This is a genomic window from Streptosporangium sp. 'caverna', from assembly GCF_003203775.1.
Taxonomy (GTDB): Bacteria; Actinomycetota; Actinomycetes; order Streptosporangiales; family Streptosporangiaceae; genus Streptosporangium; species Streptosporangium subroseum.
Genome location: NZ_CP029711.1, coordinates 9,214,817 through 9,241,336 on the forward strand (window position 1 = coordinate 9,214,817; position 26,520 = coordinate 9,241,336).

The 26,520-nt window shown below is 69.8% G+C and carries 24 protein-coding genes; 11 read left to right on the top strand and 13 right to left on the bottom strand.

Annotation, left to right across the window (positions count from 1 at the left end; genetic code table 11):
• The 3 genes from DKM19_RS39590 to DKM19_RS39600 are packed head-to-tail and all read right to left on the bottom strand — an operon-like array spanning position 1 to position 2,436.
• The gene (locus tag DKM19_RS39590) at positions 1–672 is read right to left on the bottom strand and encodes an ABC transporter permease (protein WP_110703026.1); all 672 of its coding nucleotides are present in this window, start codon (positions 670–672) and stop codon (positions 1–3) included.
• Positions 669–1,331, bottom strand: coding sequence for an ABC transporter permease (locus DKM19_RS39595; RefSeq protein WP_110703029.1), 663 nt, complete (start codon positions 1,329–1,331; stop codon positions 669–671). The genes DKM19_RS39590 and DKM19_RS39595 overlap by 4 nt, the downstream gene beginning before the upstream one ends.
• Positions 1,324–2,436 (bottom strand): ABC transporter ATP-binding protein, encoded by a 1,113-nt coding sequence (locus DKM19_RS39600; RefSeq protein WP_110703032.1) that lies wholly within the window; start codon positions 2,434–2,436, stop codon positions 1,324–1,326. Before DKM19_RS39600 ends, DKM19_RS39595 begins: the two co-directional genes overlap by 8 nt.
• A 305-nt stretch (positions 2,437–2,741) precedes the next feature.
• Here DKM19_RS39600 and DKM19_RS39605 point away from each other — a divergent pair, with 305 nt between their 5' ends.
• Positions 2,742–4,472, top strand: a complete 1,731-nt coding sequence (locus DKM19_RS39605; RefSeq protein WP_110703034.1) for an RNA polymerase sigma factor — start codon at positions 2,742–2,744, stop codon at positions 4,470–4,472.
• A gap of 222 nt (positions 4,473–4,694) precedes the next feature.
• Positions 4,695–6,140, top strand: a complete 1,446-nt coding sequence (argG, locus tag DKM19_RS39610; RefSeq protein WP_110703037.1) for an argininosuccinate synthase — start codon at positions 4,695–4,697, stop codon at positions 6,138–6,140.
• A 22-nt stretch (positions 6,141–6,162) separates the two neighbouring features.
• On the opposite strand, the gene DKM19_RS39615 is transcribed toward argG, so the two are convergent.
• Positions 6,163–7,146, bottom strand: coding sequence for a helix-turn-helix domain-containing protein (locus tag DKM19_RS39615; protein WP_110703040.1), 984 nt, complete (start codon positions 7,144–7,146; stop codon positions 6,163–6,165).
• A 540-nt stretch (positions 7,147–7,686) separates the two neighbouring features.
• Here DKM19_RS39615 and DKM19_RS39620 point away from each other — a divergent pair.
• Positions 7,687–8,763 (top strand): glycoside hydrolase family 19 protein, encoded by a 1,077-nt coding sequence (locus DKM19_RS39620; RefSeq protein WP_369990686.1) that lies wholly within the window; start codon positions 7,687–7,689, stop codon positions 8,761–8,763.
• A gap of 115 nt (positions 8,764–8,878) precedes the next feature.
• Here DKM19_RS39620 and DKM19_RS39625 read toward each other — a convergent pair whose 3' ends face one another.
• Positions 8,879–9,781, bottom strand: a complete 903-nt coding sequence (locus DKM19_RS39625; protein ID WP_110706316.1) for a serine hydrolase — start codon at positions 9,779–9,781, stop codon at positions 8,879–8,881.
• Positions 9,763–10,671: a LysR family transcriptional regulator gene (locus DKM19_RS39630; protein ID WP_204359232.1), complete on the bottom strand. Its 909-nt coding sequence runs from the start codon at positions 10,669–10,671 to the stop codon at positions 9,763–9,765. Before DKM19_RS39630 ends, DKM19_RS39625 begins: the two co-directional genes overlap by 19 nt.
• A gap of 223 nt (positions 10,672–10,894) precedes the next feature.
• Between DKM19_RS39630 and DKM19_RS39635 the strand changes: the two genes are divergently transcribed.
• The gene (locus DKM19_RS39635) at positions 10,895–13,066 is read left to right on the top strand and encodes a transglycosylase domain-containing protein (RefSeq protein ID WP_110703049.1); all 2,172 of its coding nucleotides are present in this window, start codon (positions 10,895–10,897) and stop codon (positions 13,064–13,066) included.
• Between the two features lie 16 nt (positions 13,067–13,082).
• On the opposite strand, the gene DKM19_RS39640 is transcribed toward DKM19_RS39635, so the two are convergent.
• Genes DKM19_RS39640 through DKM19_RS39665 form a run of 5 tightly spaced genes read right to left on the bottom strand, consistent with a single transcriptional unit; the run spans position 13,083 to position 18,279 of the window.
• Positions 13,083–14,255: a lipid-transfer protein gene (locus DKM19_RS39640; RefSeq protein WP_110703052.1), complete on the bottom strand. Its 1,173-nt coding sequence runs from the start codon at positions 14,253–14,255 to the stop codon at positions 13,083–13,085.
• Between the two features lie 34 nt (positions 14,256–14,289).
• Positions 14,290–14,700 carry a MaoC/PaaZ C-terminal domain-containing protein gene (locus DKM19_RS39645; RefSeq protein ID WP_110703055.1) on the bottom strand — a complete coding sequence of 137 codons (411 nt, stop codon included), beginning with the start codon at positions 14,698–14,700 and terminating at the stop codon, positions 14,290–14,292.
• Entirely contained in the window at positions 14,700–15,950 is a 1,251-nt protein-coding gene (locus DKM19_RS52255) for a bifunctional MaoC family dehydratase N-terminal/OB-fold nucleic acid binding domain-containing protein (RefSeq protein ID WP_239513836.1), read from the bottom strand. Before DKM19_RS52255 ends, DKM19_RS39645 begins: the two co-directional genes overlap by 1 nt.
• Positions 15,947–17,101, bottom strand: a complete 1,155-nt coding sequence (locus DKM19_RS39660; RefSeq protein ID WP_110703057.1) for an acyl-CoA dehydrogenase family protein — start codon at positions 17,099–17,101, stop codon at positions 15,947–15,949. The genes DKM19_RS52255 and DKM19_RS39660 overlap by 4 nt, the downstream gene beginning before the upstream one ends.
• Positions 17,101–18,279, bottom strand: a complete 1,179-nt coding sequence (locus DKM19_RS39665) for an acyl-CoA dehydrogenase family protein (RefSeq protein WP_239513837.1) — start codon at positions 18,277–18,279, stop codon at positions 17,101–17,103. Before DKM19_RS39665 ends, DKM19_RS39660 begins: the two co-directional genes overlap by 1 nt.
• A gap of 272 nt (positions 18,280–18,551) precedes the next feature.
• On the opposite strand from DKM19_RS39665, the gene DKM19_RS39670 reads away from it, so the two are divergent.
• The 4 genes from DKM19_RS39670 to DKM19_RS39685 all read left to right on the top strand — a co-directional run bounded on the left by DKM19_RS39670 (position 18,552) and on the right by DKM19_RS39685 (position 22,213).
• Complete coding sequence (locus DKM19_RS39670) at positions 18,552–19,166, top strand: TetR family transcriptional regulator (protein WP_089213488.1); 615 nt, start codon at positions 18,552–18,554, stop codon at positions 19,164–19,166.
• Between the two features lie 126 nt (positions 19,167–19,292).
• A complete protein-coding gene (locus DKM19_RS39675) occupies positions 19,293–20,450 on the top strand; it encodes a steroid 3-ketoacyl-CoA thiolase (protein WP_110706317.1) in 1,158 nt (385 codons plus the stop codon).
• 26 nt (positions 20,451–20,476) lie between these two features.
• The gene (locus tag DKM19_RS39680) at positions 20,477–21,496 is read left to right on the top strand and encodes an MBL fold metallo-hydrolase (RefSeq protein WP_110703066.1); all 1,020 of its coding nucleotides are present in this window, start codon (positions 20,477–20,479) and stop codon (positions 21,494–21,496) included.
• 42 nt (positions 21,497–21,538) lie between these two features.
• The gene (locus DKM19_RS39685) at positions 21,539–22,213 is read left to right on the top strand and encodes a FadR/GntR family transcriptional regulator (protein ID WP_089213473.1); all 675 of its coding nucleotides are present in this window, start codon (positions 21,539–21,541) and stop codon (positions 22,211–22,213) included.
• Between the two features lie 164 nt (positions 22,214–22,377).
• On the opposite strand, the gene DKM19_RS39690 is transcribed toward DKM19_RS39685, so the two are convergent.
• Positions 22,378–22,908 carry a CGNR zinc finger domain-containing protein gene (locus tag DKM19_RS39690; RefSeq protein ID WP_204358438.1) on the bottom strand — a complete coding sequence of 177 codons (531 nt, stop codon included), beginning with the start codon at positions 22,906–22,908 and terminating at the stop codon, positions 22,378–22,380.
• A gap of 102 nt (positions 22,909–23,010) precedes the next feature.
• On the opposite strand from DKM19_RS39690, the gene DKM19_RS39695 reads away from it, so the two are divergent.
• Complete coding sequence (locus DKM19_RS39695; RefSeq protein WP_110703069.1) at positions 23,011–23,913, top strand: alpha/beta fold hydrolase; 903 nt, start codon at positions 23,011–23,013, stop codon at positions 23,911–23,913.
• A gap of 85 nt (positions 23,914–23,998) precedes the next feature.
• On the top strand, positions 23,999–24,760 hold the full coding sequence (locus DKM19_RS39700) for an MBL fold metallo-hydrolase (protein WP_110703072.1): 762 nt from the start codon (positions 23,999–24,001) through the stop codon (positions 24,758–24,760).
• Positions 24,761–24,906: 146 nt separating this feature from the next.
• On the opposite strand, the gene DKM19_RS39705 is transcribed toward DKM19_RS39700, so the two are convergent.
• Positions 24,907–25,422: a MarR family winged helix-turn-helix transcriptional regulator gene (locus DKM19_RS39705; RefSeq protein ID WP_110703075.1), complete on the bottom strand. Its 516-nt coding sequence runs from the start codon at positions 25,420–25,422 to the stop codon at positions 24,907–24,909.
• Between the two features lie 49 nt (positions 25,423–25,471).
• Between DKM19_RS39705 and pip the strand changes: the two genes are divergently transcribed.
• On the top strand, positions 25,472–26,422 hold the full coding sequence (gene pip, locus DKM19_RS39710; RefSeq protein WP_110703078.1) for a prolyl aminopeptidase: 951 nt from the start codon (positions 25,472–25,474) through the stop codon (positions 26,420–26,422).
• The last annotated feature ends 98 nt before the right edge of the window (positions 26,423–26,520 follow it).

Sequence of the window (26,520 nt, forward strand, 5' to 3'; positions counted from 1 at the left end):
TTAGCGTATGGTCAGGCGCTGGCTCACCCCCGGAGAGACCAGAAAACGCTGCACCAGGCCGAATCCCAGCTGGACGATCAGAGCCAGCAGCGCCACGAGAACGGCCCCGCCGATCGTGCTGGGGAAGTCCTTGGTCGCGAGGCCGTCGACGATGAACCGGCCGAGACCTCCCAAGCCTACGTAGGCCGCCACGGTCGCGGTCGACACCACCTGGATCGCGGCGACCCGCAGGCCGAGCATGATGAGCGGCAGCGCGGTCGGCACGAGCACCCGGCCGAGGACCTGTCCACCCCGCAGGCCCATGCCGTACGCGGCGTCTCGCAGGTCGGGATCGACGTTGCGGATGCCCTCGTAGGTGTTGACCAGGATGGGCGGCACGGCGAGTGCCACCAGCGGGATTAGCACCGGGACGATGGTGCCCACGCCCATCAGCAGCACGATGAGCACGAGCAGGCCCAGGGTCGGAAGGGCGCGGGCCGCGTTGGCGCTCAGGATCGCGAACAGCGCGCCCTTGCCGGTGTGGCCGATCCACAGCCCCAGCGGCAGCGCGATCAGCATGGCGAGCAGCAGCGAGAGGCCCGAGAACTCCAGGTGCTCCAGCAGCCGGACGGGGATGCCGTCCGGGCCGGACCAGTTGTCCGGGTTCGTGAAGAAGTCGATCACCCAGTTCACGCGGTCCTCCTTGCCCGAGACCACGGGGTGAGCAGTCGCTGCGCCAGGACCAGCAGCAGGTCGGCGACCGCCGCCAGCGCCACGGTCAGCACGATGCCCACGACGATCGGGGTGTAGAACTGCCGTTGCCAGCCGTCGATGAACAGGTAGCCCAGCCCTCCCCTGCCGACCAGCGCGCCCACGCTGACCAGGCTGATGCTGGAGACCGCCGCCACCCGGAGCCCGGCCAGCACGACCGGCACCGCGATCGGCAGCTCCACCCGGAGCAGCCTGCGCAGCGGGGTGAAGCCCATGGCCACGGCGGACTGGCGCACGTGGTCGGGGACCGAGGTGAGACCGTCCACGACGGCCGGGATCAGCACCGCCATGGCGTAGAACGTGAGCGGGACCATGACGGTCTCCCGGGTGGCGAGGCCGGTGATCGGGATGAGCACGATGAAGACGGCCAGCGAGGGCAGCGAGTAGATCACGTTCATGACGCCGACGGTCGGCTGGTAGAGCCAGCGCCAGCGGGCGCCGGCCAGCCCGAGCGGGAGCGCGATGAGCAGCCCGATGACGACCGGCACCAGCGCCATGACGACGTGGTCCATCAGCAGTCCCTGGATGTTGGGCCAGTTACGCCCGATCCAGTCCCAGCGGACCAGCGGTTCCTCAGCCACTGACGCCTCCGACGCCCCCGGCGACCAGCGCCAGCTCCTCGTCCAGCGCCTCGCGGACCGCGACGCCCACGACGCGCCCCGACTCGTCCACCGCGATCGCGCTTCCGGACGGGGACAGCAGCGTCGCGTCCAGCGCGGCGCGCAGCGAGTCGCGGCCCTTGACGAACGTTCCGTACGGCGCGAGCTCCACGTCCGCCGGCGTGCCGGACTCCGGCAGGTCCTTGGAGGCGACCCAGCCCAGCGGCCGGTTCTCCTCGTCCACCACGACCAGCCAGGGTTCGGTCGTGCCTCGCAGCGAGGAGACCTCGGCGGAGGCGGGCACGGTCAGGTCGGTGCGCAGCCGCAGCCCGTCGCCGGAGACGAAGGACAGTCGCCGGATGCCCCGGTCGCGTCCGAGGAACTCAAGGACGAAGTCGTCTGCGGGCCGGGTCAGCAGCGTCGAGGGATCGGCGAGTTGCGCCAGCCTGCCCCCGACCCGCAGCACGGCCACCCGGTCACCGAGCTTGACGGCCTCGTCGATGTCGTGGGTGACGAACACGATGGTCTTGTTGAGCTCGGCCTGCAGCCGGAGGAGCTCATCCTGCAGGCTCGCGCGCACGATCGGGTCCACCGCGCTGAACGGCTCGTCCATCAGCAGCACCGGCGGATCGGCGGCCAGGGCGCGGGCCACGCCGACCCGCTGCTGCTGTCCGCCGGAGAGCTGGAAGGGGTAGCGGTCGGCCATCTTGAGGTCGAGCCCGACCCGTTCGAGCAGCTCCATCGCCCGGGCGCGGGCTTTCTTCTTGTCCCAGCCGAGCAGGTAGGGAACCGTCGCCACGTTGTCGACGATCTTGCGGTGCGGGAAGAGCCCCGCCTGCTGGATGACGTACCCGATGCCCCTGCGCAGGGTCGGCGGGTCGATCGTCTTGACGTCCACGCCGTCGAGGAGAATCTGGCCTCCGGTCGCGTCGATCATTCTGTTGATCATGCGAAGGGAGGTGGTCTTGCCGCAGCCCGAAGGGCCGACGAACACGGTTATCTCCCCGGTGGGGACCTCAAGGCTCAGATTGTCCACGGCGACGGTTCCATCGGCGTAGCGCTTGGTGACACCGTTAAATGTGATCATGCGCAACCTCTTGTTTTCGGCAGGGTCGCGGCTCCCCACCCCATGACCGCCCCCGCGATCCACGGCGGCCCAGCCTACGGTCGTCATTTACGATCTGTCGCCCCGCCCCCGTGTCAAGAGGGGCTGGAGATGTGTATTTCTCATCAAATGGGCATTGAGTAGTGCGGGAGGTGCCCATGAGTTGACATGATTACCCACATTGCCGGAGTCAATCCCTCCGGCATCGCACGTCACAAGTTTCACAGATCTCACCACCCCCGTTCTGCACCATGCTCGCCGAACCATCCCGCGGAGGAACCGGTCCCGTGACCCAACCGCTCCTCGCTCAGCGCTCGCGCGGCGACCTCATCGCCGAGCTCTACGACCGCCATGCCACCGGGCTGTTCGCGTACTGCCACGACCAGCTCGGCGACGCCGCCTCCGCCGCCGACGCGCTGACGTCCGTCCTCGCCGTCGTCACGGCCGAGAACCCGCCGCGTGCCGCCCTGTACGCGCTGGCCCGTCGTGAGATCCACCAGCGCGACGTCGTCTACGCCCCGCTGTCCGTCGGCGTCGATCCGGCGTCCGCCCTCGTCGAGCGGGTCCTGCGCGAACTGCGCCCGCACCAGCGCGAGGTCCTTTACCTGTCCGGCATGTGCGAGATGGACACCTCCGAGCTCTCCTGGGTGCTCGACGTGGCCGGCGACACCGCCGACGAGCTGACCATGAGCGCCTGCCGCCGCTTCGCCCAGTCGCTGAGCCTGGCCCTGGCCTCGACCCAGGTCCCGGACCATCTGGCCGACGTGTTCGGCGCCATGAGCGTCGCCCCGATCCGCGACGTGCTCACCCGCGCGCCCTGGGCCGTCCCGCCCGTCGGCCTGCGCGCCGCCCTGCTGGGACCGCGGGCCGTCACGGCGACGGCCGCCCGGCGATCTCCGTCCCCGCTGGTCAAACAGCTCTGGCCGACGACTCCCGCGTGGCCGTTGCCGCTCGCCGAGACCGGCTCGCCGACCGGCACCTCCTCACCGGGACGCTTTCAGGATCCGGCCTCCCCTCCGGACCGCTTTCCGGATCCGTTCTCCCCGTCGAACCGCTCTCCGGACCCGTTCTCTCCCCCGGACCCCGCGGTGGTCTCCGCCCACGAGGCCGCCACCGCCCCGATGCCCAAGATCAGGGACTCGGTCCTGACGGCACTCGACGACGACGCGGGAGCCCGGGTCTCCCGTCTGCGGCTCCAGCGGCCGAAGCCCCGCCGGGCGATGCCGCTGTCGGCGCCGATCCCGGCGGACGTGCTCGACGACGCCCCGGCGGAGAACCTGTTCCGGCCGCTCACCCCCGACGTGCGGGTGACGCCGGCTCCCGCCGACAAGCTGGTCGCCTCGGCGTCCTCCGACGAGACGTCCTCCGATACGACATCCCCCGATACGGCGTTTGCCGATACGGCGGTCTCCGACGAGACGCCTCCCGGTGAGATGACCCTCGACGAGGCGATCCGGGACATGGCGGCCCGCCGGGAGAGGGCGTCCCGGGTGCTTCCGCTCCCCGGCTGGCCCCTGCAGACGGACCAGCTGGACGCCCTGGCACGCCACGAGCAGCCGCCGCTGCCCCAGTGGCTCACCAATCCGGATACCCCGGCAGACTCCGAACGCGCACAGCCGCCGCTCCCCGACTGGTTCACCGACAGGGATCATCCGGGCCCCGGGCCCCAGCACGACCAGCTGCCGTACGCGAAACCGGTGTTCCCCAGCTGGTCCACCCACGTCTACCAGCCGGGCGCCTCGGCACAGCACGAGGAGCGGCCGGACGGCCCGGACCTCGGCCGGGCTCCGAGGACGGCGGAGCTCGCCGAGACGAGCGAGATGGCCGCGATCCGCGAGCCCGAGGCGGCGACCTCCGCCCCGGACCCGGCAAACGGGCATGCGCGGCACAAGCACAAGATGATCAGGTACGGCCGGCGCCATCACCACGACTGGGCCTGGGAGCTGATCGGCTTTGTCATCGCCCTGGCGATCGCGATGATCGTCTTCTTCGCGGTCCCGATGCTCGGCACCCCTTAGCCGGATCTCACAGAACCCCCGTTCGTCTCTTCGGAGACGGGCGGGGGTTTTTGCGTGGTGCACGGACGAGGGCCGACCTCCCCTGGTCGCCGATAGCGGGACGGGTCAGGCGGTAAGGGCGGGCGATTCCCGTCCAGCGCCGAAGCGGCGGCCAACGAACCTCGACGCGATATGGCCACAGGGCTTTGCATGAACATGCGTTGCAGTGCATACTCTTGTCTTATGTCCAAGGTTCTCACCTCCCTGCCCACCGGCGAGCGCGTCGGTATCGCCTTCTCGGGCGGCCTCGACACCTCGGTGGCCGTCGCGTGGATGCGCGACAAGGGTGCCGTTCCGTGCACCTACACCGCCGACATCGGCCAGTACGACGAGCCCGACATCGCCTCGGTGCCCGATCGCGCGCTGGCGTACGGTGCCGAGATCGCGCGCCTGGTCGACTGCCGAGCGGCGCTGGTCGAGGAGGGCCTGGCCGCGCTCACCTGCGGTGCGTTCCACATCCGCTCGGCCGGGCGCCCCTACTTCAACACCACGCCGCTCGGTCGTGCCGTCACGGGAACCCTGCTGGTCCGGGCGATGGCCGAGGACGGCGTGCAGATCTGGGGCGACGGCTCGACGTTCAAGGGCAACGACATCGAGCGGTTCTACCGGTACGGCCTGCTCGCCAACCCCCACCTGCGCGTCTACAAGCCCTGGCTCGACGCGGACTTCGTGTCCGAGCTCGGCGGCCGCAAGGAGATGTCGGAGTGGCTGCTCGCCCACGACCTGCCCTATCGCGACAGCACCGAGAAGGCATACTCGACCGACGCCAACATCTGGGGCGCCACCCACGAGGCCAAGACCCTGGAGCACCTCGACACGGGCATCGAGACCGTGGACCCGATCATGGGGGTTCGGTTCTGGGACCCCGCGGTCGAGATCGCCACCGAGGACGTGACCATCGGCTTCGAGCGGGGCCGCCCAGTTACGATCAACGGCAAGGAGTTCGCCACCCCGGTCGACCTGGTGATGGAGGCGAACATGATCGGGGGACGGCACGGCCTGGGCATGTCGGACCAGATCGAGAACCGGGTGATCGAGGCCAAGAGCCGTGGCATCTACGAGGCGCCGGGGATGGCGTTGCTGCACGCGGCGTACGAACGACTGGTCAACGCGATCCACAACGAGGACACCCTGGCGAACTACTACAACGAGGGACGGCGGCTCGGCCGGCTGATGTACGAGGGCCGCTGGCTCGACCCGCAGGCGCTGATGCTGCGAGAGTCGCTGCAGCGCTGGGTCGGCATGGCGGTCACCGGCGAGGTGACGCTGCGGCTGCGCCGCGGTGAGGACTACTCGATCCTGAACACCTCCGGCCCGGCTTTCAGCTACCACCCGGACAAGCTGTCGATGGAGCGCACCGAGGACTCGGCGTTCGGTCCGGTGGACCGGATCGGCCAGCTCACCATGCGCAACCTCGACATCGCCGACTCGCGCGCCAAGCTCGAGCAGTACGCCAGCCTCGGCATGGTCGGCACCCACCACGCGCTCCTCGGTGCCGCCCAGGTGGCCTCGACCGAACTGGTCGGCGCGATGCCGCAGGGCGGCGCCGAGGCCATCGCCTCACGCGGCGAGGTCTCCGGCGACGACGAGATGCTCGACCGCGCCGCGATGGAGTTCGGCACCGACTGACCGGCTCGGGGAGGACGCCGAGTCAGAGCCAGCGTTCCCTGGCGGCGTGCCAGGCCAGCTGCATCCGGGTCTGCGCGCCGGCCAGCTCCATGATGTGCGACAGGCGCCGTTGCACGGTCCGCTGGCTGATCCCCAGCTGGGTGGCGATCGACTTGTCCGCCACTCCCGCGACCAGCAGTGAGAGCAGATAGAGGTCATCGGAGTTCAGCGGGCAGGTCTGCGCCCCCTCGGTGAGGGCGCCGTCCTCGGCGACCCGTAGCGGCGTCGCCCGGTCCCAGTACCCCTCGAAGAGCGCGATCAGCGCGTCCAGCAGCTGACCGCTCCGCACCAGCGCCGCCGTCGGCTCGGAGATTCCGGCCTCCTGGACGAGCGGCAGCACGCCGATCTCCCTGTCGACGACCGTCAGCCGCACCGGGAGCCGGTGTACGGCTCTGGCCTGCTCGCCCAGCTTGACGCCGTAGGCCACGTTGGCCTGCATCCCGGGCTCCTCCAGCAGGTCGCGCTCGTAGACGACCCGGTAGGCGACCCCGCGGAGCAGCGCGGCCGGCTCCTCGTCGTTGTCGGTCGCGGGCATCACGATCGCGCGCACCTTGCAGAGGGAGAGAACCTCCTCGCGGGCGTTCGCCTGCATGTGGTAGAGCTGCTCGCGTATCGCGAGCCGGTTGGGCAGCACCTCGACGAGCCGTCCCGCGTCGCGGCGGCGGGCGTTGCCCCGATACTCCTCGGAGAGCTGCTCCACCTCGCGCCGTGCCCAGTCGAGTGACTGCTGGTGATGGAGGAGCCGCGAACCCAGCACGATCTCCGGGGCCACGGCGGTGAACCGCCGCCCGTCTGGGGACGCCTCCCGGATCAGCCCCCTGTCCCGCATGGAGACCAGCACCGTCTCGGCGGTCTCGGCGTCGAGGTCCAGCTTCCCCATGAGATCGGTGACGTCCGTCTCGGCGGTCGTCACCAGAAACCGGTAGACGCGTTCCTCCACAGGATCCAGCCCGACGGATTCCAACATGCCGCAATGATGACATCCGAAATCCCCATTAACGGACACATTCACACCTAAACGGACGGGCAACCCCGAGGTGAACGGGCACGCGTTCCCCGTCTGGACGAGAGACACGCCCCGGCGGCATGAGGGAAACTCGCGGCCTCAGGGGTTGTGACAGAAGCTTGTCAAGGCTAGTATCACGGCAACTCTTAGGAAACTTTCTTAAGAGAAACGGCGAGTGGAAGCTCCGGCAACCCGCTCGCCGCTGTCCGGTCCGACCATGAGCTGCGCGAACTCGATGACGCAGGCCGTCATCGCACGGAAGTCCGACCGTCCGGACGCCCCACACCCCCCGGTTTCCCCCTGGAAGCGATCATGCGACGCACTCCTTCCCCGCTCGCCGGCGACCGGGTCCGCAAGCCTCTCGCGCGGGCCACTCGTGCCCCCGATCCGGCGGCGACCTCCCCGGGCGAGGTAACCGGTCACCGCGTCGACAGCTCGTGTAAGGACCGGCCATGTCACCGAACCTGTGCGGCCCCCACCGCACGAAGGAGTGATCAAGTGTTGAGACAGCGCATCATGGCCTCCCTCTCCGCCCTGGCGCTCGCGAGCGTGCTCGCGGTCGTCCTGCCGATGTCCTCCGCCTCCGCCGCGAGCTGCACCACCGCGTGGAGCGCCTCGACGGTGTACGTCGGCGGCACGACCGCCTCCTACAACAGCCACAACTGGTCCGCGAAGTGGTGGACCCAGAACGAGACTCCCGGCACCACCGACGTCTGGGCGGACCAGGGCGTGTGCGGCGGCGGCACGACACCGCCCCCCACCTCGGGCTGCAGCTACCCGAACTGGGTGGCCGGCAGGGCGTACGTCACCGGAAACATCGTCAAGTACACCGACGGCAGGTTCTACATCGCCGAGCACGACAACCCGGGCTACGACCCCGTGATCAGCACGTGGTACTGGGAGCCGTACACCTGCGGCACGACCCCGCCCACGAATCCCCCCACGAACCCGCCCTCGACGGGCTTCGTCGTGAGCCAGGCGCAGTTCAACCAGATGTTCCCGAACCGGAACTCCTTCTACACCTACAGCGGCCTGACCGCGGCGCTCAGCGCCTACCCCGGCTTCGCGAACACGGGCAGCGACACCGTCAAGCGGCAGGAGGCGGCCGCGTTCCTGGCCAACGTCAACCATGAGACCGGCGGCCTGGTCTACGTGGTGGAGCAGAACACCGCGAACTACCCCCACTACTGCGACACCAGCCAGTCGTACGGCTGTCCCGCGGGCCAGGCGGCCTACTACGGTCGCGGGCCGATCCAGCTGAGCTGGAACTTCAACTACAAGGCAGCGGGCGACGCGCTCGGCATCAACCTGCTCGGCAACCCGAACCTGGTGCAGACCGACTCCGCCGTGGCGTGGAAGACCGCGCTCTGGTACTGGAACACCCAGAGCGGCCCGGGCACGATGACGCCGCACAACGCGATGATCAACGGGCGCGGCTTCGGCGAGACGATCCGCAGCATCAACGGCAGCCTGGAGTGCGGCGGCAGGAACCCGGCGCAGGTGCAGAGCCGGATCAACGCCTACCAGAGCTTCACGCAGATCCTGGGCACCACCCCGGGCAGCAACCTGAGCTGCTGACCTCGGCACGGCGAAACACCCGCATGACACAGGAGGGCGCGGCCGCTCGGGGGCCGCGCCCTTCCCCGCGTCCTCGCCCGGGTTCCGGCGGCTCATCCCGGCCCGGTGGAGCCGTTCACATGTGTCGTAGCTGGTCGCGGAGCGTACGCGCGACCTGGGCCATGAGCGCCTCGGCTCCGGGCTGGCTGATGGCCGGCACGCGGGACTCGGTGAGTACGGCGACGCCGAAGACCTGGCCGTCGGCGTGCTCGACCACTCCGACCTCGTGACGGAGGTTGAGAAGCGTCCCGGTCTTGGAGGACCACCTCGACGCGTCGGAGCTGAAATCGGGTGCGAGCCGATGCCGCAGGACGTTGGCGGCCATGAGGGTCCGCACGCGTTCGGTGACGCCCGAGTCGATGGGAGACGGTGTCCACAGTGCCCGCAGGAGTTCGATGAACGCTCGCGCGGATCCCGAGTTCGCGCGCGTCACGTCCAGTTGCGAGATGCGATGTCCCCGCCCCTCCGTCCCCGCTTCGATGGCGAGGACGTAGGCGAGGTGGACGTCGGCGGAGTCGAGGCGTTCCGCCGGGGTCTCGGCAAGTTCTTGCATGGTGTGGCGGACCGTGATGCCGCGGAGCCCGAACCCGTGCATCACTGCGGAGACCTCGGCGGGCGGGGTGAGGGCGAACAGCGTGTCCGCCGCCGTGTTGTCGCTCAGGGCGGTGCTGAGGTAGAGCAGGTCGTCGATGGCGATCCGGGCCGGGTGCCGGAACCTGCTCAGCCCGGTCGGCCCCGGAGTGCTGATCTCGCCTGGCTGCACGAGGATCTGTGTGGAGCCGTCGAGCTCGCCCTTCCGGATGCGTTCGAGCGTCGCGACGGCGAGCGGGATCTTGACGAGTGAGGCGATCGGGAACTCGAGGTCCGGCTCGATGCCGATCTCGTCGCCGGAGTGCAGGTCCCGGACCAGGAACGACCCGCGCAGCCCGGCGTCGTCGAGCGATCGCCGGAGTTCACGGATCAGGCTCTCGACCTTGATGGTGTTCCTCCGTCTCGGTCGTGTGCGCCGAGGCACCGAGCGATCGCGTGCCACAGCCGGGCCTGAATGCGCTCCGCGTCGTCTCCGACGGCGGCTGATACCTCGAAGCCGCGAACGAGGCGGATCTCGCCGACCGGGCGCCAGTGTAGCCCCAGTTCCTCGGCCTGCTTGACCGAGCACAGGAGGAGATCCGTCGAGCCGAGGACCTCCGCCGTGGCGGCGGTGAGCGTGGTCGAGACGGTGACCTGCGCGGGCTGGAGACCGACGGCGTCTCGGGTCCGGAACATGCGGTCGCGGATGTGGGGGACGTCGTCCTCGGGCTGGATCCAGATCCGGCTTCTTCGCGACGACAGCGCGGCTCGGCCGGCTCGGAGGGTCTCCACATAGACGGTTTCCGCGAGCCGGTCCGTGGCGCCGGCGAGCCCGAGTCGCACGGACCAGATCGCGTCGCCGGGTGGTACGACCGTCAGAGCGGCACGGACCTCGCGGGATCGGACGAGCTCTGCCCGTTCGGCCGGCGGGGCAGCATGGAAGTCGAGGTAGATGCCGTTTTGACGGGCCTCCACGTCGAGCCGTGCAAGGTCGCGAACGGTGCAGATGCCGGGAACGGCGAGGCGAAGGGGATTGAGCTTGGCCCGTTCGGCTTCGTGCTCCATGTCGTCGGCCAGGTGGACGAGACGCTTCGCCGACGGCAGCATGTCGCGGCCGAACTGCGTGAGCATCGCCCCGCGCGACGACCGATCGAACAATCGCTCCCCGAGGTGCTTCTCAAGAGCGGCGATCCGACGGCTCGCGACCGACTGCGGCACGCGCGTGGCCGCCGCACCTTCGGTGAAGCTTCCTCGTTCGCTCACGTTGACGAACGCTCTCCAGGCTCCGAGGACGTCCACGAGGTGAATCGTATGCCATTTCAGCATAGAAGCGGCTGTTTCTGTCTTTGACGGCATCAAGCAACGACACGAGACTGCCCGTCGTATCCAGTTCATGACGGGAAGGCCCGACCATGCCCACCCAGCCTCTTCGACGCGCCTCACTCGCGCTCGTTCCTCTGACGGGTTCCGCGACGACCGGCCATGCGTCCACCGTTCTGGCTCGCGGGCTGGGCAGGCTCTGATGCCACGTCGGGGGACGGAGATCGTACGGCTCGCCGCCATCGGGGCGGCGGTGGGCGTGCTGGTCGCGGGGGTCGCGTTGCCGGCCGTGGGAGGCGCGGGCCTCGGAATCGTGTCGGCGACCAACGAGGTGAACCTCAAACCGGAAGACCTCACCGAGCCGCCGCCGGCCGAGGTCACGGTCGTGCAGGACGCCCGCGGCAACGAGATCGGGCGGTTCTACGAGGAATACCGCGAGGTCGTCAAGCTCGATGAGATGGCCGAGGTCATGAAGACCGCGATCATCTCGATCGAGGACTACCGGTTCTATGAGCACGGCGCGATCGACATCGAGGGCACGATCCGCGCGCTGGCCAAGAACCTGCAGGCCGGCGGGGTGAGCCAGGGCGGCTCCAGCATCACCCAGCAGTACGTCAAGCAGGTGCTGCTGAATTCCGCCGACACCGAAAAAGAGAAGAACGCCGCGCTGGAGTCCAGCTACGCGCGCAAGCTGAACGAGCTGCGGTATGCGATGGCGGTGGAGAAGAAGTACTCCAAGGACGAGATCTTGGAAAAATACCTGAACATCGCTTACTTCGGGGCGGGGGCCTACGGGGTGGAGGCGGCGGCCAAGCGGTTCTTCGGGGTGACCGCGGCCGATCTGACGCTGCCGCAGGCGGCGACGCTGGCCGGCGCGGTGCAAGATCCCAACTCCACCGACCCCAACCTGGGTAAGAAGAGCCGTGCGCTGCTGTTGAACCGGCGCAACGTGGTGCTGAACCGGATGGCCGACCTAGGCAAGATCACCCAAAAGGAGGCGAGCGCGGCGAAGGCCACCAAGCTCGGCTACAAGGGCACAAAACTGCCCGGTGGGTGTGAGTCCAGCAGGTACCCCTACTTCTGCATCTACGTCCGCAACGAGATCCTGGGCAACCCGGACTTCGGGAAGACGGCCAAGGCGCGTCTGGAGTTCCTCAACCGCGGCGGTCTGACGATCAAGACCACGATCGATCCGACCATGCAGGCGGCGGCGGACAAGGCGATCAAGAAGTGGGTCCATCCCTCGGACAACCCGGCGGCGGCCGAGGCCTTGGTCCAGCCGGGCACCGGGGCGATCAAGGCCATGGCGACCAGCCGGACCTACGGCCGGAGCAAGGCCAAGAACGAGATCTCCTACAACCTCGTCGCCGACGCCAAGCACGGCGGCGGCCTCGGCTTCCAGGCCGGCTCCACCTTCAAGGCCTTCACCCTGATCACCGCCCTGAAGGAGGGCATGAAGATCGACGACGGCTTCACCGCCGGCGCCGGCTACCTGGCGCCCGGCTACTCGACGTTCAAGAACTGCAAGGGCGAGAACATCGGGGACCCGACCCACACCGTCACCAACGATGAGGGCAGCCCGGGCTGGAAGACCCTGCAGACCGGCACCTGGGACTCGGTGAACACGTTCTTTCTGATGCTGGAGCAGAAGGTCGGCCTCTGCGACACGATCAAGACCGCGAAGTCGCTGGGCATCAAGCGCAGCGACGGCGGGCCGCTGACGGAGTTCGAGACCTTCACCCTCGGCACCAACGAGATGGACCCGATCACGGTGGCCAACGCGTACGCCGCGATCGGCGCCCGCGGCAGGTACTGCGCACCGATGGCGATCACCCGGATCACCGACCGCGACGGCAAGACCACCGCCTACAAGCCCAAGTGCCGTCAGGCGCTCGATCCCGAGGTCGCCGACGCGGCGGCCGACGTGCTGTCGGGTGTGTTCGACAAGGGCACGATGCGAGGCGTCGGCGGCATCGGCCGCGACGCGGCGGGCAAGACCGGCACCACCGATGACTACGCGGCCGCGTGGTTCGCAGGATTCACCCCGGACCTGGCGGGCGCGGTGAGCATCGGCGACCCGCGCGGCTCGCAGGACCACAAGCTGACCGGCGTCACGATCGGCGGGCGGTACTACGGGGCGGTGGCCGGGGCCACCCTTCCCGGGCCGATCTGGAAGGACACGATGCTGGCGGCGCTGAAGAACGTGCCGCCGACGTCGTTCGCCCCCATCGATCCGGCCCGGTTCGAGGGGTGCTCCCAGGCCTGCCGGCCCGCGCCGCAACCCACGGACGACGACACCCGGGAGACCGGTCCCGAGGACGGTGCCGTCGGGGACGCCGATGTCGGCGACGACGGCGGCGGCCCGCGCGGCTAGTCCCGTTTCTCACCCGTCATTCGGCCGACAGGATCAGCCCGCTGGTCGGCACGCCCGTGCCCGCGGTGACCAGGACGTTGTGCACGCCGGAGACCTGGTTCACCGAGGTTCCCCTGATCTGCCTGACGGCCTCGGCGATGCCGTTCATGCCGTGGATGTAGGCCTCTCCGAGCTGTCCGCCGTGCGGGTTCACCGGCAGGTGACCGTCGATCTCTATGCCGCCTCCGGCCACGAAGTCGCGGGCCTCGCCGCGCCCGCAGAAGCCGAGCTCCTCCAGCTGGGTCAGTACGAACGGCGTGAAGTGGTCGTACAGGATCGCGGTCTGGACGTCCGAAGGCCCGAGCCCGGACTGCTCCCAGAGCCGGCCGCCGACCACTCCCATCTCGGGCAGGCCCGTCATGTCGTCGCGGTAGTAACTGGTCATCATCATCTGGCCGGCGCCCGCGCCCTGGGCCGCGCCGGTGATCAGGGCGGGCGACCTGCGCAGGTCCCTGGCCCGCTCGGCGGAGGTGACCACCAGGGCCACGGCGCCGTCGCTCTCCTGGCAGCAGTCGAGCAGGTGCAGCGGCTCCACGATCCACCGGGAGGCCTGGTGCTCCTCCAGGGTGATCGGCCGCCGGTGGAACCACGCGGCGGGATTGGTGGAGGCGTGCCTGCGCATGGCCACCGCCACCCTGCCGAAGTCCTCGGACGTCACGCCGTACGCGTGCATGTAGCGCTGGGCGAACATGGCGACCCAGGCCGCGGGGGTCATCAGCCCGTACGGGACGTGCCAGCTCATCTCGAGTCCCTGGGACGAGGGCTCGCCGCCGATCCGGGCGTCGGGCTGGCCGAACCTGCGGCCCGAACGCTCGTTGAACGCGCGGTAGCAGACCACGGTCTCGGCGACGCCGGTGGCGACCGCCATCGCCGCGTGCAGCACCGTGCCGCAGGCCGCGCCGCCGCCGTAGTGGACGCGGGAGAAGAACGACAGGTCGCCGATGCCCACCTCGCGGGCCACGGCGATCTCGTCGTTGGCGTCCTGGGTGTAGGTCACCAGCCCGTCCACGTCCGACGGCGTCAGGCCCGCGTCGTCCAGCGCCGCGGACACCGCCTCGGCGGCGAGCTGGAGCTCCGACCGGCCCGACTGCTTGGAGAACTCGGTCGCGCCGATGCCGGCGACGGCCGTACTCCCCGAAAAGGAGACCACGCTGATGGAACCTCTCTGCGAAGGGGGATCTCGGTCAGCGACGGGGCAGGACGAGTCTGACGGTTCCGGAGGCGTGGTCGCCGAGGCTGACCTTGCCCCGGATCTCGACGGTGAACTCGTCGCCCTCCTGCGAGACCACGGCGCCGGTGAAGGCCAGCCTGTCGCCCGCGTAGGCGGGGGCGCCGAGCTTGACGTTGATGCCGCGGAGGATCGCCTCCGGGCCCGCCCAGTCGGTGACATAGCGCTCGACGAGGCCCATCGTGGTCAGGATGTTGAGGAAGATGTCCTTCGACCCCTGCGCCCTGGCGCCCTCGACGTCGTGGTGGACCGAGGTGAAGTCCATCGTCGCCAGCGCGGTCGAGACGATCAGCGTGGGGCTCAGCTCGATCGTGAGCTCGGGGAGAACCGCGCCGATCTCGACCTCGTCGTCGGTAAGTGTCCGCATCACGCCTCCCGGGGGATCCACATGGGCAGGGTCAGCTCGTCGTCCATCTGGCGATACGTCACGCGCACCGGCATACCGATACCCACTTCAGAAGAAGCGCATTCCGTGACGTTGCCCACCATGCGCACACCCTCCGGCAGTTCCACCACAGCGACCACAAAAGGCGTCTCGCGTCCGGGAACCGGTGGATGGTGGTGCACGACGTAGCTGTAGACCTCACCCTCGCCTCCGGCCACCACGTACGTCCGGTCGGCCGAGCGGCAGGAGGGGCAGACCGGCCCCGGCGGGTGCCGGAGCTCCCCGCAGCCCGCGCACTTCTGGATCCGGAGCTCGCCCTTGGCGACGCCCTCCCAGAAGAACTCGGTGTCCCTGTTGACCGCGGGCCTCAGCGGGTACGGCGCGCGCGGTGCGGCGTCGTCCACGGCGGTCACGGTCTTCGGCGGGTCCGGCGTGTGCGGTGCGGCGTTGACGGTCGCGGGCTCCGGCGGATCCGGCGTGCGCGCCGCGTCGTCCACGGCGGTCGCGGGCCTCAGCGGGTACGGCATGCGCGGTGCGGCGTTGACGGTCGCGGGCTCCGGCGGTGGGGCTTCCTCCCGTTCCCTGGGCCGGAATTTCAGCACCCGGAACAGCATCGTGGCCACGGGCTCCTCGCCCACGTACCAGGTGACGTTCCAGGTGACGAAGTAGCCCTCGCCGAGCGCCGTCCGCTTCGGCCCGGAGAGCCCGGCGAACCGGGTGGCCGGGACCGGCCGCTCGCCGAGCCTCACGTAGCGGTGGTAGGTCTGCTCGCAGTTGGTCGCGACCACGCCCGTGTGGCCGTTCTCGTCCAGCATCCTGAGCACGTCGTCGACCGGCGTGCTCACCTGCCTCGCGCTCCTCTTCACGCCCGGCATGCTCCAGACCTGGATCATCGCCGGGGGCGCCACGATCTCCCCGTGCACGCCGCCCGCGGCCGCCTCGGGATCGGTGTAGAGCGGGTTGGCGTCTCCTATGGCGTCGGTCCAGTGCCGGATCATCGGGATGTTCACCGGGTCCGCCGCGGCCACGCCCCGGACCTCGCCCATCTCGATCCGCCGCTCGGCCAGGGCGGTGAGCCGTTCGTGGAAGGTGCCGCCCTCCGCCGCCGTACCGGCGCCCGCCGTACCCGCCGTGTCCGGTGTGCCCGTGCCCGTCACGGCGTCCGGCACATCCCCCGTGCCCGTCACGGCGTCCGCCGGCCCACCGTCTGCCGCGCCCGTGTCCGCCGTCATCGGGGCGGCCTCGGCAGGTTCAGGCCGAGCATGGCGATGAGCTCCCGCTGGACCTCGTTGACGCCGCCGCCGAAGGTGAGGACGAGCGAACCCTTGGCGCCGCGGTCGACCCGCTCCATGAGGTCCGCGGTCTCGGGGTCGGCCGGGTCGCCGAAGCGGGCCAGGACGTCGCCGACGATCCGGCCGACGTCCTGCAGCCGCTCGGAGCCGTAGACCTTGGTCGCGGAGGCGTCGGGGGCGCCCAGCCAGCCGAGGTCCATGTTGGCCGCGACCTGCCAGTTCAGCAGCTCGTTGGTCCGGAAGTAGGCGTAGACCTGGCCGAGCGCCCGGCGTACGGCGGGCTCCTCGATCAGGCCCGTGCGGCGGGCCCAGCCCAGGAACCTGTCGTAGGTGTGGGCGATGTTGCCCGCGGGACCGAGCGTGACCCGCTCGTGGTTGAGCTGGTTGACGATCAGGTCCCAGCCCTTGTTCTCCTCCCCCACCACCATGTCCACCGGCACCCGGACATCGGTGTAGTAAGTGGAGTTGGTGTGGTGCCGCCCGTCCATCGTCCTGATCGGGGTCCAGGAGAAGCCGGGGTCGGCGCAGTCCACGATCATCATCGTGATGCCGCGGTGCTTCTTGGCGTCCGGGTCGGTGCGGGCCGCCAGCCAGATGTACTGGGAGAAGTGGGCGCCCGAGGTGAAGATCTTCTGGCCGTTGACGACGTAGTGGTCGCCGTCGCGGACGGCGGCGGTGCGCAGGGACGCCAGGTCGGTGCCCGCCCCCGGCTCGCTGTAGCCGATCGCGAAGTGGCACTCCCCGGCCAGGATGCGCGGCAGGAAGAACTCCTTCTGCTCCGCCGTGCCGTACTGCATGAGGGTCGGGCCGACGGTCTGGACCGTGATGATCGGGTAGGGCACCTCGGCGCGGGCGATCTCGTTGGCGAAGATCTGCTGCTCCAGCGGGCCGTATCCGCCGCCGCCGTACTCCTTCGGCCAGCCCAGTCCGAGCTTGCCGTCGCGGCCGAGGTTGCGGCAGTGCTCCATGTAGACCTCGCCGAACGGGTCGACGGCGATCCTCTTGCGGTCCTCGGCGGTCAGGCAGGCGCCGAAGTACTCGCGCAGCTCGCCGCGGAGCCTCTTCTGGTCGGGGGTCAGGTCGATCAGCATCAGACGCGTGCTCCGATCGTGTCGAGCCGGGCCTCCACGCCGCCCAGCAGGTGGGCGTGGTGTTTGCCCCAGGCGAAGTAGCGGTGCAGCGGGTAGGTCACGTCCACGCCGATCCCGCCGTGCAGGTGCTGGCAGGTGTAGAGCGCCCTGAGCGCCGAGTCGGTCACGCTGAGGGCCCCGACGGTCAGGTCCGTCTCGGCGTCCTCGGCCGATCCCTCGGCCAGCAGCCACGCCCCGGACCACACGGCCACGTCCAGTGCCCGCCCGGCGATGTAGACGTCGGCGATCTGCACGGTCACCGCCTGGAACTCGGCCAGGGCCCGGCCGAACTGCTTGCGGGTCCTGATGTACTCCGTGGTCAGCGCCAGCGCCCCGGCCAGGACGCCGGAGGAGACGGCGATGATCCCGGCCAGCGCCAGCCGCCGCAGCTCGTCGAACGCCTCGCCGTCCTCGGCCCCCACCAGCTCGCCGGGGGCGTCCGCCAGGATGAGCGTGGCGGCGGGCTCGCCGGTGGTGACGGTCACCGGCCGCAGGGTCATCGCCGCCGGTTCGACCAGGAACAGGCCGATGCCGCCGTCCGTCACGGCCGGGACGAGGATTCTCGACGCCTCGGCCGCATACGAGACCGTGCCCTTGGCGCCGTTCAGCACCCATCCGCCGCCGTCCCTGCGGGCGGTCGTGGTGGGCGCGGCGCCGAGATCGCGGCCGGGCTCGCGCAGCGCGGAGGCCAGCACGATCTCTCCGTCGGCCAGCGGGGCCAGCGCCTCGCGCTGCCCGCCGGAGCCGTGCCGGGCGATGACCAGCGCGGCGACCAGGCTCTGCTCGGCGGGAACCGGGGCCACGTGGCCGCCGATCTCCCGCAGGATGACGGCCAGCTCGACCGGTCCGAGCCCCGCGCCGCCCGCCTCTTCGGGGAGGCAGACGCCGAGCAGCCCGGCCTGGGCGAGGGAGCGCCAGAGGCCGACGTCGTACGGCGCGCCGCTCGCCTCGTGGGCTTCCAGCCTGCCGACGGTCACCTCCCGGCCGAGTAGCTCCACCGCGAGTTTGCGCAGTTCGGTCTGCGTCTCATCAAGATTGAAGTCCACTAGTGCTCCAGGGGTGCTGTCGACCGTGCCGATGAACCCGTCGTCGATCTGCCGGACATCCCGTTTCCCCGCAAGGAATGCCAGGGATGCCAAACCAGCCGTTCCAAAAAATAGAACAGATTCTATTCGGCGTCTAGGGTCTGCCGATCGCGGCGGGTGACGGAATAACCCCCGCACGACATATCCCATGTAAGGGTGGGGCGTCTTTGCGACCGACGAATAACTCATCCGAGCATCCAGAAATCAGATAACGTGTTCTCATGCGTACCCCGCATGTGCCCTCGGAAGTGCCGGCAAGCCCGCGCCCCGCCGGCACGACAGCCCCGAGCGACGCCGAATCGGTCACGATCAAGGGGGCATCCGACATGCAGAGCGAGCCGGCCTCCGTCGGCGTCCGCACGAGGAGTCAGCACCAGCGGCGCAAGCGCATCGTCCAGGCGGCCGCCGCCCTCGCCTCGCGTGGCGGCGTCGAGGCCATGCAGATGCGCACGGTCGCCGAGCGCGCCGGGGTCGCCCTCGGGACCCTCTACCGCTACTTCCCCTCCAAGATGGATCTCGTGGTCGCCGTCGTCGGCGAGGAGATAGACCTCCTGGAGAGCAGCATCGAGCGCCGTCCGCCCAGTGCGGTCACGGCGTCGGGGCGGGCCGTCGACATCCTGATGCGGGCCACCCGCGGCCTGATGCGCGAGCCCGAGCTCGCCGACGCGCTCATCCGGTCTCTGATCATGGCCGAGGTCGACACCCCGTTCGGCGACCGCATGGCGGGGCTGCTGCTCCGCGTCGCCGGAGACGATCTCACCGTGGAGACCGCCACCGAGGAGCAGTTCGCCCTCGCGGGCTCGCTGTCCAGCATCTGGGTGCACGAGCTGATGGAGATGCTCCGCGGCCGTCGCACGTACGAGCAGATCCAGCGCCGCATCGAGATCGCCGCCGCCCGCCTGCTCGCCGATTTCCAGGCCCCTCCTTCCGCCCGAAACTAGAACGGGTTACAGTCGCAACCGGAAGATGACCAGAGCGACGTTCTGGAGCGACGCGCGAGCGAGCGGGCCGGCAGGCATGGGGTGCTCGCGGATGCGGGTTCCGAGCCGGCGGGCGAGAGGATCCCCATGGGTGCAGTGATCGTCGAAGCCGTACGAACTCCGATCGGCAGGCGCAACGGCCGGCTGGCGGGGATGAAGCCGCAGGCGATGCTCGCCGCGGCGCTCAACGGCCTCGTCACCAGGTCGGGAATCGATCCGGCGACGGTGGATCAGGTCTTCGCCGGGTGCGTCACGCAGGCGGGCGAGCAGGGCGGGCACGTCGGGCGTCACGCCTGGCTGTACGCGGGCCTGCCGTACCGGACGGGCGTGACCACGATCGACGCGCAGTGCGGATCCTCGCAGCAGGCCGTGCACCTGGTCGCCGCCCTCATCCAGTCGGGCGTCATCGACGTCGGCATCGCCTGCGGCGTCGAGGTGATGAGCCGGGCGCCCCTCGGCAGCAACGTGCTCCCCGCGAGGCCGCGGCCGGACGACTGGGACCTCGACCTGCCCGACCAGTTCACCGCCGCCGAGCGGATCGCGCAGCGGCGCGGGCTGACCCGCGAGCGGCTCGACCACTTCGGCGCGCGGTCGCAACGGCTCGCCGCGGAGGCGTGGGCCGGCGGCCGGTTCGACCGGGAGGTCATCGAGGTGACCGCACCGGTCCTCGGTGAGGACGGCGAGCCGACCGGCGAGAGCCGTACGGTGAGCAGGGACCAGGGACTGCGCGAGACGACCGCCGAGGGGCTCGCGAGGCTCAAGCCGGTGATGGGGGACAACGGCCTGCACACCGCGGGCACCTCCTCCCAGATCTCCGACGGCGCCGCGGCGGTCCTGCTGATGAGCGAGGAGGCCGCCGCCCGGTACGGCCTGCGCCCCCGGGCGCGGATCCTCGCCCAGGCCCTCGTCGGCTCCGAGCCGTACTACCACCTGGACGGCCCGGTGGACGCGACCGCCAAGGTCCTCGCCGCCTCGGGGATGACCATCGAGGACATCGATCGGTTCGAGGTTAATGAGGCATTCGCCTCGGTAGTCCTATCCTGGTCATCGGTTCATCAGCCGGATATGGACCGGGTCAACGCCAACGGCGGCGCCATCGCACTCGGACACCCCGTCGGTGCGACCGGTTCCCGGCTGATCACCACCGCCCTGCACGAACTGGAGAGATCAGACTCCTCGACCGCGCTGGTATCGATGTGCGCGGGCGGGGCGCTCGCCACCGCCACGATCCTCGAGCGCCTTTGAACGGCGCCGATAAGGAGCATCCTCCCGTGAAGTCCCGCCGCAGGCCGTACAGCGAGCAACGCCCGATCGACGCCGGCGGCGGGGTGTGGAGCGTGCCCGTGCCCATCCCCGGCAACCCGCTCGGCTACACCCTGATCTACGCGATCGAGTCCCCCGCCGGTCCGGTGCTGATCGACGCCGGGTGGAACGATCCGGAGTCGTGGCTGGCGCTGCGTGACGGACTGGGCGCGGTCGGCATGGACATCCGCGACGTCAGGGGCGTGGTGGTCACCCACTTCCACCCCGACCACGCGGGGCTGGCCGGGCAGGTCAGGGAGGAGTCCGGGGCGTGGATCGCCATGCACGAGGCCGACGTCGCGCTGGTCGAGCTCATCCGCGACTTCGAGGAGGGCGCGCACCAGGACTTCCAGGCCGACATGCTGCGCCGCGCCGGGGCGGGCTCCGTCGAGGTGGAGGAGGTGACGGCGAACCGGCCGCGGCCGCCCGCGCGACCCGACCTCGTCCTTCGCGACGGCGACCTGATCGACGTGCCGGGGCGCAGGCTCCGTACGATCTGGACCCCCGGCCACACGCCGGGTCACATCTGCCTGCACCTTGAGGACGCCGACCGGATCTTCACCGGGGATCACGTGCTCCCGGCCATCACCCCGCACATCGGCATCTACCCGTACGACCGCTCCGACGTCGACCCGCTCAGCGACTTCCTGGACTCGCTGGAGAAGGTGAAGGGTCTCGGCGACCTCGAAGCCCTCCCCGCCCACGAATGGATATTTCCCGATACGGCGGCCCGCGCGACGGAGATCGTCGCCCACCACGAGGAGAAGCTCGTCCGGATCGCCGCTCTGCTCTCCGAGGCGGAGGAGCCTCTCACCATCTGGGAGATCGCCTCCCGGATGACCTGGAACCGCCCGTGGGCGGATTTTCCGGCGGTACTGCGCGGCATGGCGGCCGGAGAGGCGGCGGCTCATCTACGCACCCTGGAGGTGCGCGGCGTGATCCGTCGCACGACGGGAACTGATCCAGTCCGCTTCGCCCTACACTCATAGGGTAGACATCGGATGTCTGCGCGACCCTGAGGACGGTGGAGTGTGGCGGTCACCGACGCCGCGATCGACAAGATCAAGCAGATGATCCTGTCTGGCGAGCTCGCCCCGGGCAGCAGGCTGCCCAAGGAGGCCGATCTGGCCGAGCGGCTCGGCCTGTCACGAAACTCCCTGCGTGAGGCCGTCCGCGCCCTGGCCCTGATCAACGTGCTGGACGTGCGCCAGGGCGACGGCACCTACGTGACCAGCCTGGAGCCGCGGCTCCTGCTGGACGCGATGTCGTTTGTCGTGGACTTCCACCAGGACGACACCGTCCTGCAGTTCTTCCAGGTCCGGCGGATCCTGGAGCCCGCGGCGACCGCGATGGCCGCGACCCGGATGTCCGAGGCCGAGGTCGCGGAGCTGCGCAAGATCCTCGACGCGCTCCCCGTGGACCCGAGCGTCGAGCAGCTCGTCGCCAACGACCTCCAGTTCCACCAGCTCATCGCGGAGGGCTCGGGCAACGCGGTGCTGTGCTCCCTCATAGACAGTCTGTCGGGCCCCACCACCAGGGCCAGGATCTGGCGGGGCCTCACCCAGGAGAACGCCCTGGAGAAGACCCGCGAGCAGCACAGCGCGATCTGCGAGGCCATCGCCACCCGCCAGCCGGAGATAGCGCGGGCCTGGGCCACGGTCCACATCGCCGGCGTCGAGGAGTGGCTCCGCAGCGCCCTCGCCTGACCCCGATCGCGCGAGCAGAAGCAGTCGACCGGCACCTCCCAGAAGTCCCGTGGCCACGCCATGAGGCGCGGGTCGACCGTGCGCATGCCGCTACGCGCGTCGTTCGCGCCCCCGCTCGCCCGCGGGAGTGGAAGTTCCCGCGGTGACGCCCTCGGCCGCCGGTCTCAGGAGGTGACCTCGCCGGACTGGACGCGGCGGTAGTGACGCTGCGCCTTGGAGCGCGCGCCACAGGTCTCCATGGAGTGCCAACGGCGCGTCCCGTTGCGGGACGTGTCGTGGAAGTAGAGGACGCACTCGGGATGGGCGCACCGCCGTACCCGATCCGATTGCGTCTGGAGGAGCTCCGCGTACCGGCTCACCGCCATCCACGCGGGCAGCCATCCCGCGTCGGCGTCGACCGCGTGCTCCGGCCTGCCACCATGGATCTCCGTCCGCACCGAGCCGTGCGCGAGTACGGCGTTCAGCCGCGCCTCCGTGACGTCGCCCGGCCGATCGAGGGCGTCCCTCAGGGCGTCCCGGGCCTCCAGCAGCGGCGCCTTGGCGTCCGGCACCGGGTCGGTGAAGCCGTTCTCCGTCAGCCACCGCCCGACGCCAAGGTCGTCCTCGAAGAAGTCGACGGGCAGCCCACGGCTCATCCACCGGGTGTTCACCAGTTCCAGCGGCAGCGGCTCTCCTCGGTGCGGTCTCTCCAGCATGCAACCGACCTTACCACCGTAGCGAGTTTGACAGGTAAGAGAACCCCTGCATAAATTCTTACCGTTCAATCGAGTTTGAAAGGTAAGAAAGAGGGCCGAACCATGTCCGCCAACACCTCCACGCCGACCAGCGGCACCACCGCGGTCCCCATCCGGAACCGCACCGCGGTGGTCGACGGTCACACCGTCTTCTACCGAGAGGCCGGCGACCCGTCGCTCCCGACGCTGGTGCTGCTGCACGGCTTCCCGACGTCGTCGCACATGTTCCGGCGCCTCATCGAGGAGCTGAAGGACGCGTACCACCTGATCGCCCCCGACCACATCGGGTTCGGTTTCTCCGACGCACCGTCCGTCGAGAGGTTCACCTATTCGTTCGATCGCCTGACGGAGATCACACAGGGGCTGCTCGACCAGCTGGGGATCGAGCGGTTCGCGCTGTACATCATGGATTACGGCGCTCCGATCGGTCTGCGCATCGCGAGCCGCGCCCCGGAGCGCGTGACCGCACTCGTCGTGCAGTCGGGAAACGCGTACGTCGAAGGGTTCACGCCCTTCTGGGACATCCTCTTCGCTCACGCCAAGGACCGTCCGGGCAACGAGGCGGAGGTCCGGAAGCTGTTCGAGGCCGACGCCACCCACTGGCAGTACACCCACGGCGTGTCCGAGGACCGGCTCGAGCGGCTGAGCCCGGAGACGTGGACCCTGGACCAGAACCTCATGGAGCGCCCCGGCAACGTGGAGATCCAGCTGCAGCTGTTCTGGGACTACCAGTTCAACCTCGACCTCTACCCCGGGTTCCAGGAGTACTTCCGCACGCACCGGCCGCCGACCCTGATCACCTGGGGCGAGCACGACAAGATCTTCGGTGCCGACGGCGCCCGCGCCTACCTGCGCGACCTCCCGGACGCCGAACTACACCTCCTCGACGGAGGCCACTTCGCCCTCGAGACCCACGGCGACGAGATCGCGGCCCTGATGCGCGACTTCCTCGGCCGCGTCCTGTGACCCACCCCGGGCGGACGGCCACGCGGTCCGCGCCACCATCCCGTCAGACCGGCGGCACACCGAACGAGAAGAAGGACCTGACGTCATGACAGACATCGCCCTCACCTACATCGGCGGTCCCACGGCCCTCCTCGAGTACGGCGGAGTCCGTTTCCTCACGGATCCCACCTTCGACGCGCCGCAGACCTACGAACCCCGCAACGGCGTCACCCACACGAAGACCCATGGCCCAGCCCTCACTCCGAACGAACTCGGCGCGGTCGACCTGGCCCTGGTCTCACACCACCATCACGGCGACAACCTCGACGTCCTCGGCACCGCCCTCCTGCGCGACCTGCCCCTCACGATCAGCACCACCAAGGCGGCCGAGGACCTCGGCGGCACAGTCGTGGGTCTCGAGCCGTGGGCCTCCGTGCGGGTCGGCCAGGTCGGCCACGTCACGGTCACGGCCGTTCCGGCACTGCACGGCCCTCCCGGGTCGGAAGGCCGCGGTCCCGTCATCGGATTCGTCCTGCGGACGGCGGAAGCGCCCAGCGTCTACGTCAGCGGGGACAACGCCTCGCTCCTGTACGTCGAATCCATCGCCGAGCGCTTCGGGAAGATCGACATCGCGCTCCTCTTCGCCGGGGCCGCCCGCCTCCCCGTCGCCGAGGGCGACCTCACCCTGTCCTCGGCGGACGCGGCACGCGCCGCGGAGATACTGGCGAGCGACACGGTCGTCGGGCTGCACACCGAGGACTGGGGACACCTCACCGAATCCAGGGAGGACTTCCGCAGGGCGTTCACCGGCAGGGGCCAATACGTCGAGACCCCGCGCGCCCACCGCGTGATCCTGCGGAACGCCTGATCTCCAAGCCCGAGGTGCTCCGGCAGGGCGGCCGTGCCGTCCTCCATCTCCTCGACGGTCAGCGGATGGTCGATGTCGGCCGTGGCGAGGTGATCATCTGCCCGAAGGGGTGTTCGCCGGTAAGGAACGCGGCGCCGACGTCGATATCAGGGGGCCGGGGGCCGGTCGACGCGGGCCCGGGCGATGAGGTCCGGGTCCGCGGCGGCGATCCGTTCTCGCATCGGACGCCGGCGCAGGGCGTCGAGCGCCTCGTCGACGAGCCTGCTCAGGGGGAACGACAGCTCGGCCTCGAACTCGGTGGCCGCGGCGGCGGTGGCGGCCCATTCCGCTTCCAGCGTGGGCAGAAGCGGCTCGGCCTTCGGGGACAGGCCGACGATCCGCTGACGGGCGTCCTCGCCCGGGGTGATGGAGACCAGGTCCTGCCTGACCATCTGGGCGACCGTCTGGCTCGCCGCGGAATGGGTCACGCCGATCGCCTGTGCCAGGTCGCGGATGGAGCAGGGACCCGAGGCGGCCAGCACCCGGATGACCGGGGTGAAGCGCGGGCGGAATCCGTCCAGCCCGAGGTCGGTGTAGACGGCCGCGACATCGGCGTCCAGGAGATCGAACAGGTGGCGTAGCCGGGTTCCGAGCAGCTCGGGTCCGGTTGCGGGAGAAGCCATGAAAGGAATATAACAGCGCTGTTGCATTCCGCTTGAAGGGATCTTGGACATGACCGAGCTCTATCCGCCGATCGAGCCGTACGACCACGGGATGCTCGATGCCGGTGACGGCAACCTCATCTACTGGGAGGTCTGCGGCAACCCGGACGGCAAGCCCGCCCTCGTCGTCCACGGCGGGCCGGGCTCGGGGTGCTCCCCAGGCCATCGCCGATACTTCGACCCGGACCGCTACCGGGTCGTCCTGTTCGACCAGCGCGGCTGCGGGCGCAGCACGCCGCACGCGAGCGATCCGGCCACGGACATGAGCCTCAACACCACCGAGCACCTGCTGACCGACATGGAGAAGTTGCGTGAGCACCTCGGGATCGACCGCTGGCTGCTCTTCGGCGGCTCGTGGGGGTCCACGCTGATCCTCGCCTACGCCGAACGCCACCCGCAGCGGGTGTCGGAGATCGTCATCCCCTCCGTCACCACCAGCAGGCAGTCGGAGATCGACTGGCTCTACCGGGGCGTCGGGCGGTTCTTCCCCGAGCAGTGGGACCGGTTCCGGGCCGGCGTTCCCGAGCCCGACGGCGACCTCGTCGCGGCCTACGCGCGTCTCATGGAACACTCCGACCCGGGCGTGCGGGAGAAGGCCGCGACCGACTGGGTCACCTGGGAGGACGCCGTCATCTCCATGGAGCCCAACGGCGCGCCGAACGCGTACAGCGACCGCCCGCCGGCCGCCCTGCTCGCGTTCGTCCGGATCTGCTCGCACTACTTCGCGCACGGCTCGTGGCTCGACGACGACGTCCTGCTGCGCGAGGCGGAACGCCTGGCCGGGATCCCCGGCATCCTGATCCACGGCCGCCTCGACCTGGGCAGCCCGCTCGGAACCGCCTGGGAGGTGGCCCGTGTCTGGCCCGACGCGGAGCTGATCGTCGTCGACGACTCGGGACACACGGGCAGCGACGCGATGCGCGATGAGATGCGCGGTGCGCTCGACCGGTTCGCCCGGTAGCGAGCCGACGTCCGGGGAACCCCCTCGGGACGGCCCGCCAAAACCCTGCCGCCCGGGGGAAACCGCTTGGGGCGGCCCCCATGAGAGCCCCGCTCCGG

Excerpts from the sequence above, each read along its gene's own strand:
- argG (WP_110703037.1), top strand. The coding sequence starts at position 4,695 with ATGTCCAAGGTTCTCACCTCCCTGCCCACCGGCGAGCGCGTCGGTATC.
- DKM19_RS39660 (WP_110703057.1), bottom strand. The coding sequence starts at position 17,101 with ATGCTGATCGACCTGACCCCCGACCAGAAGAGGCTCCGCGGCGAGCTG.
- DKM19_RS39700 (WP_110703072.1), top strand. The coding sequence starts at position 23,999 with ATGACAGACATCGCCCTCACCTACATCGGCGGTCCCACGGCCCTCCTC.
- DKM19_RS39695 (WP_110703069.1), top strand. The coding sequence starts at position 23,011 with ATGTCCGCCAACACCTCCACGCCGACCAGCGGCACCACCGCGGTCCCC.
- DKM19_RS39635 (WP_110703049.1), top strand. The coding sequence starts at position 10,895 with ATGCCACGTCGGGGGACGGAGATCGTACGGCTCGCCGCCATCGGGGCG.
- DKM19_RS39670 (WP_089213488.1), top strand. The coding sequence starts at position 18,552 with ATGCAGAGCGAGCCGGCCTCCGTCGGCGTCCGCACGAGGAGTCAGCAC.
- DKM19_RS39600 (WP_110703032.1), bottom strand. The coding sequence starts at position 2,436 with ATGATCACATTTAACGGTGTCACCAAGCGCTACGCCGATGGAACCGTC.
- pip (WP_110703078.1), top strand. The coding sequence starts at position 25,472 with ATGACCGAGCTCTATCCGCCGATCGAGCCGTACGACCACGGGATGCTC.
- DKM19_RS39675 (WP_110706317.1), top strand. The coding sequence starts at position 19,293 with ATGGGTGCAGTGATCGTCGAAGCCGTACGAACTCCGATCGGCAGGCGC.
- DKM19_RS39645 (WP_110703055.1), bottom strand. The coding sequence starts at position 14,700 with ATGCGGACACTTACCGACGACGAGGTCGAGATCGGCGCGGTTCTCCCC.
- DKM19_RS39690 (WP_204358438.1), bottom strand. The coding sequence starts at position 22,908 with ATGCTGGAGAGACCGCACCGAGGAGAGCCGCTGCCGCTGGAACTGGTG.
- DKM19_RS39705 (WP_110703075.1), bottom strand. The coding sequence starts at position 25,422 with ATGGCTTCTCCCGCAACCGGACCCGAGCTGCTCGGAACCCGGCTACGC.
- DKM19_RS39615 (WP_110703040.1), bottom strand. The coding sequence starts at position 7,146 with ATGTTGGAATCCGTCGGGCTGGATCCTGTGGAGGAACGCGTCTACCGG.
- DKM19_RS52255 (WP_239513836.1), bottom strand. The coding sequence starts at position 15,950 with ATGACGGCGGACACGGGCGCGGCAGACGGTGGGCCGGCGGACGCCGTG.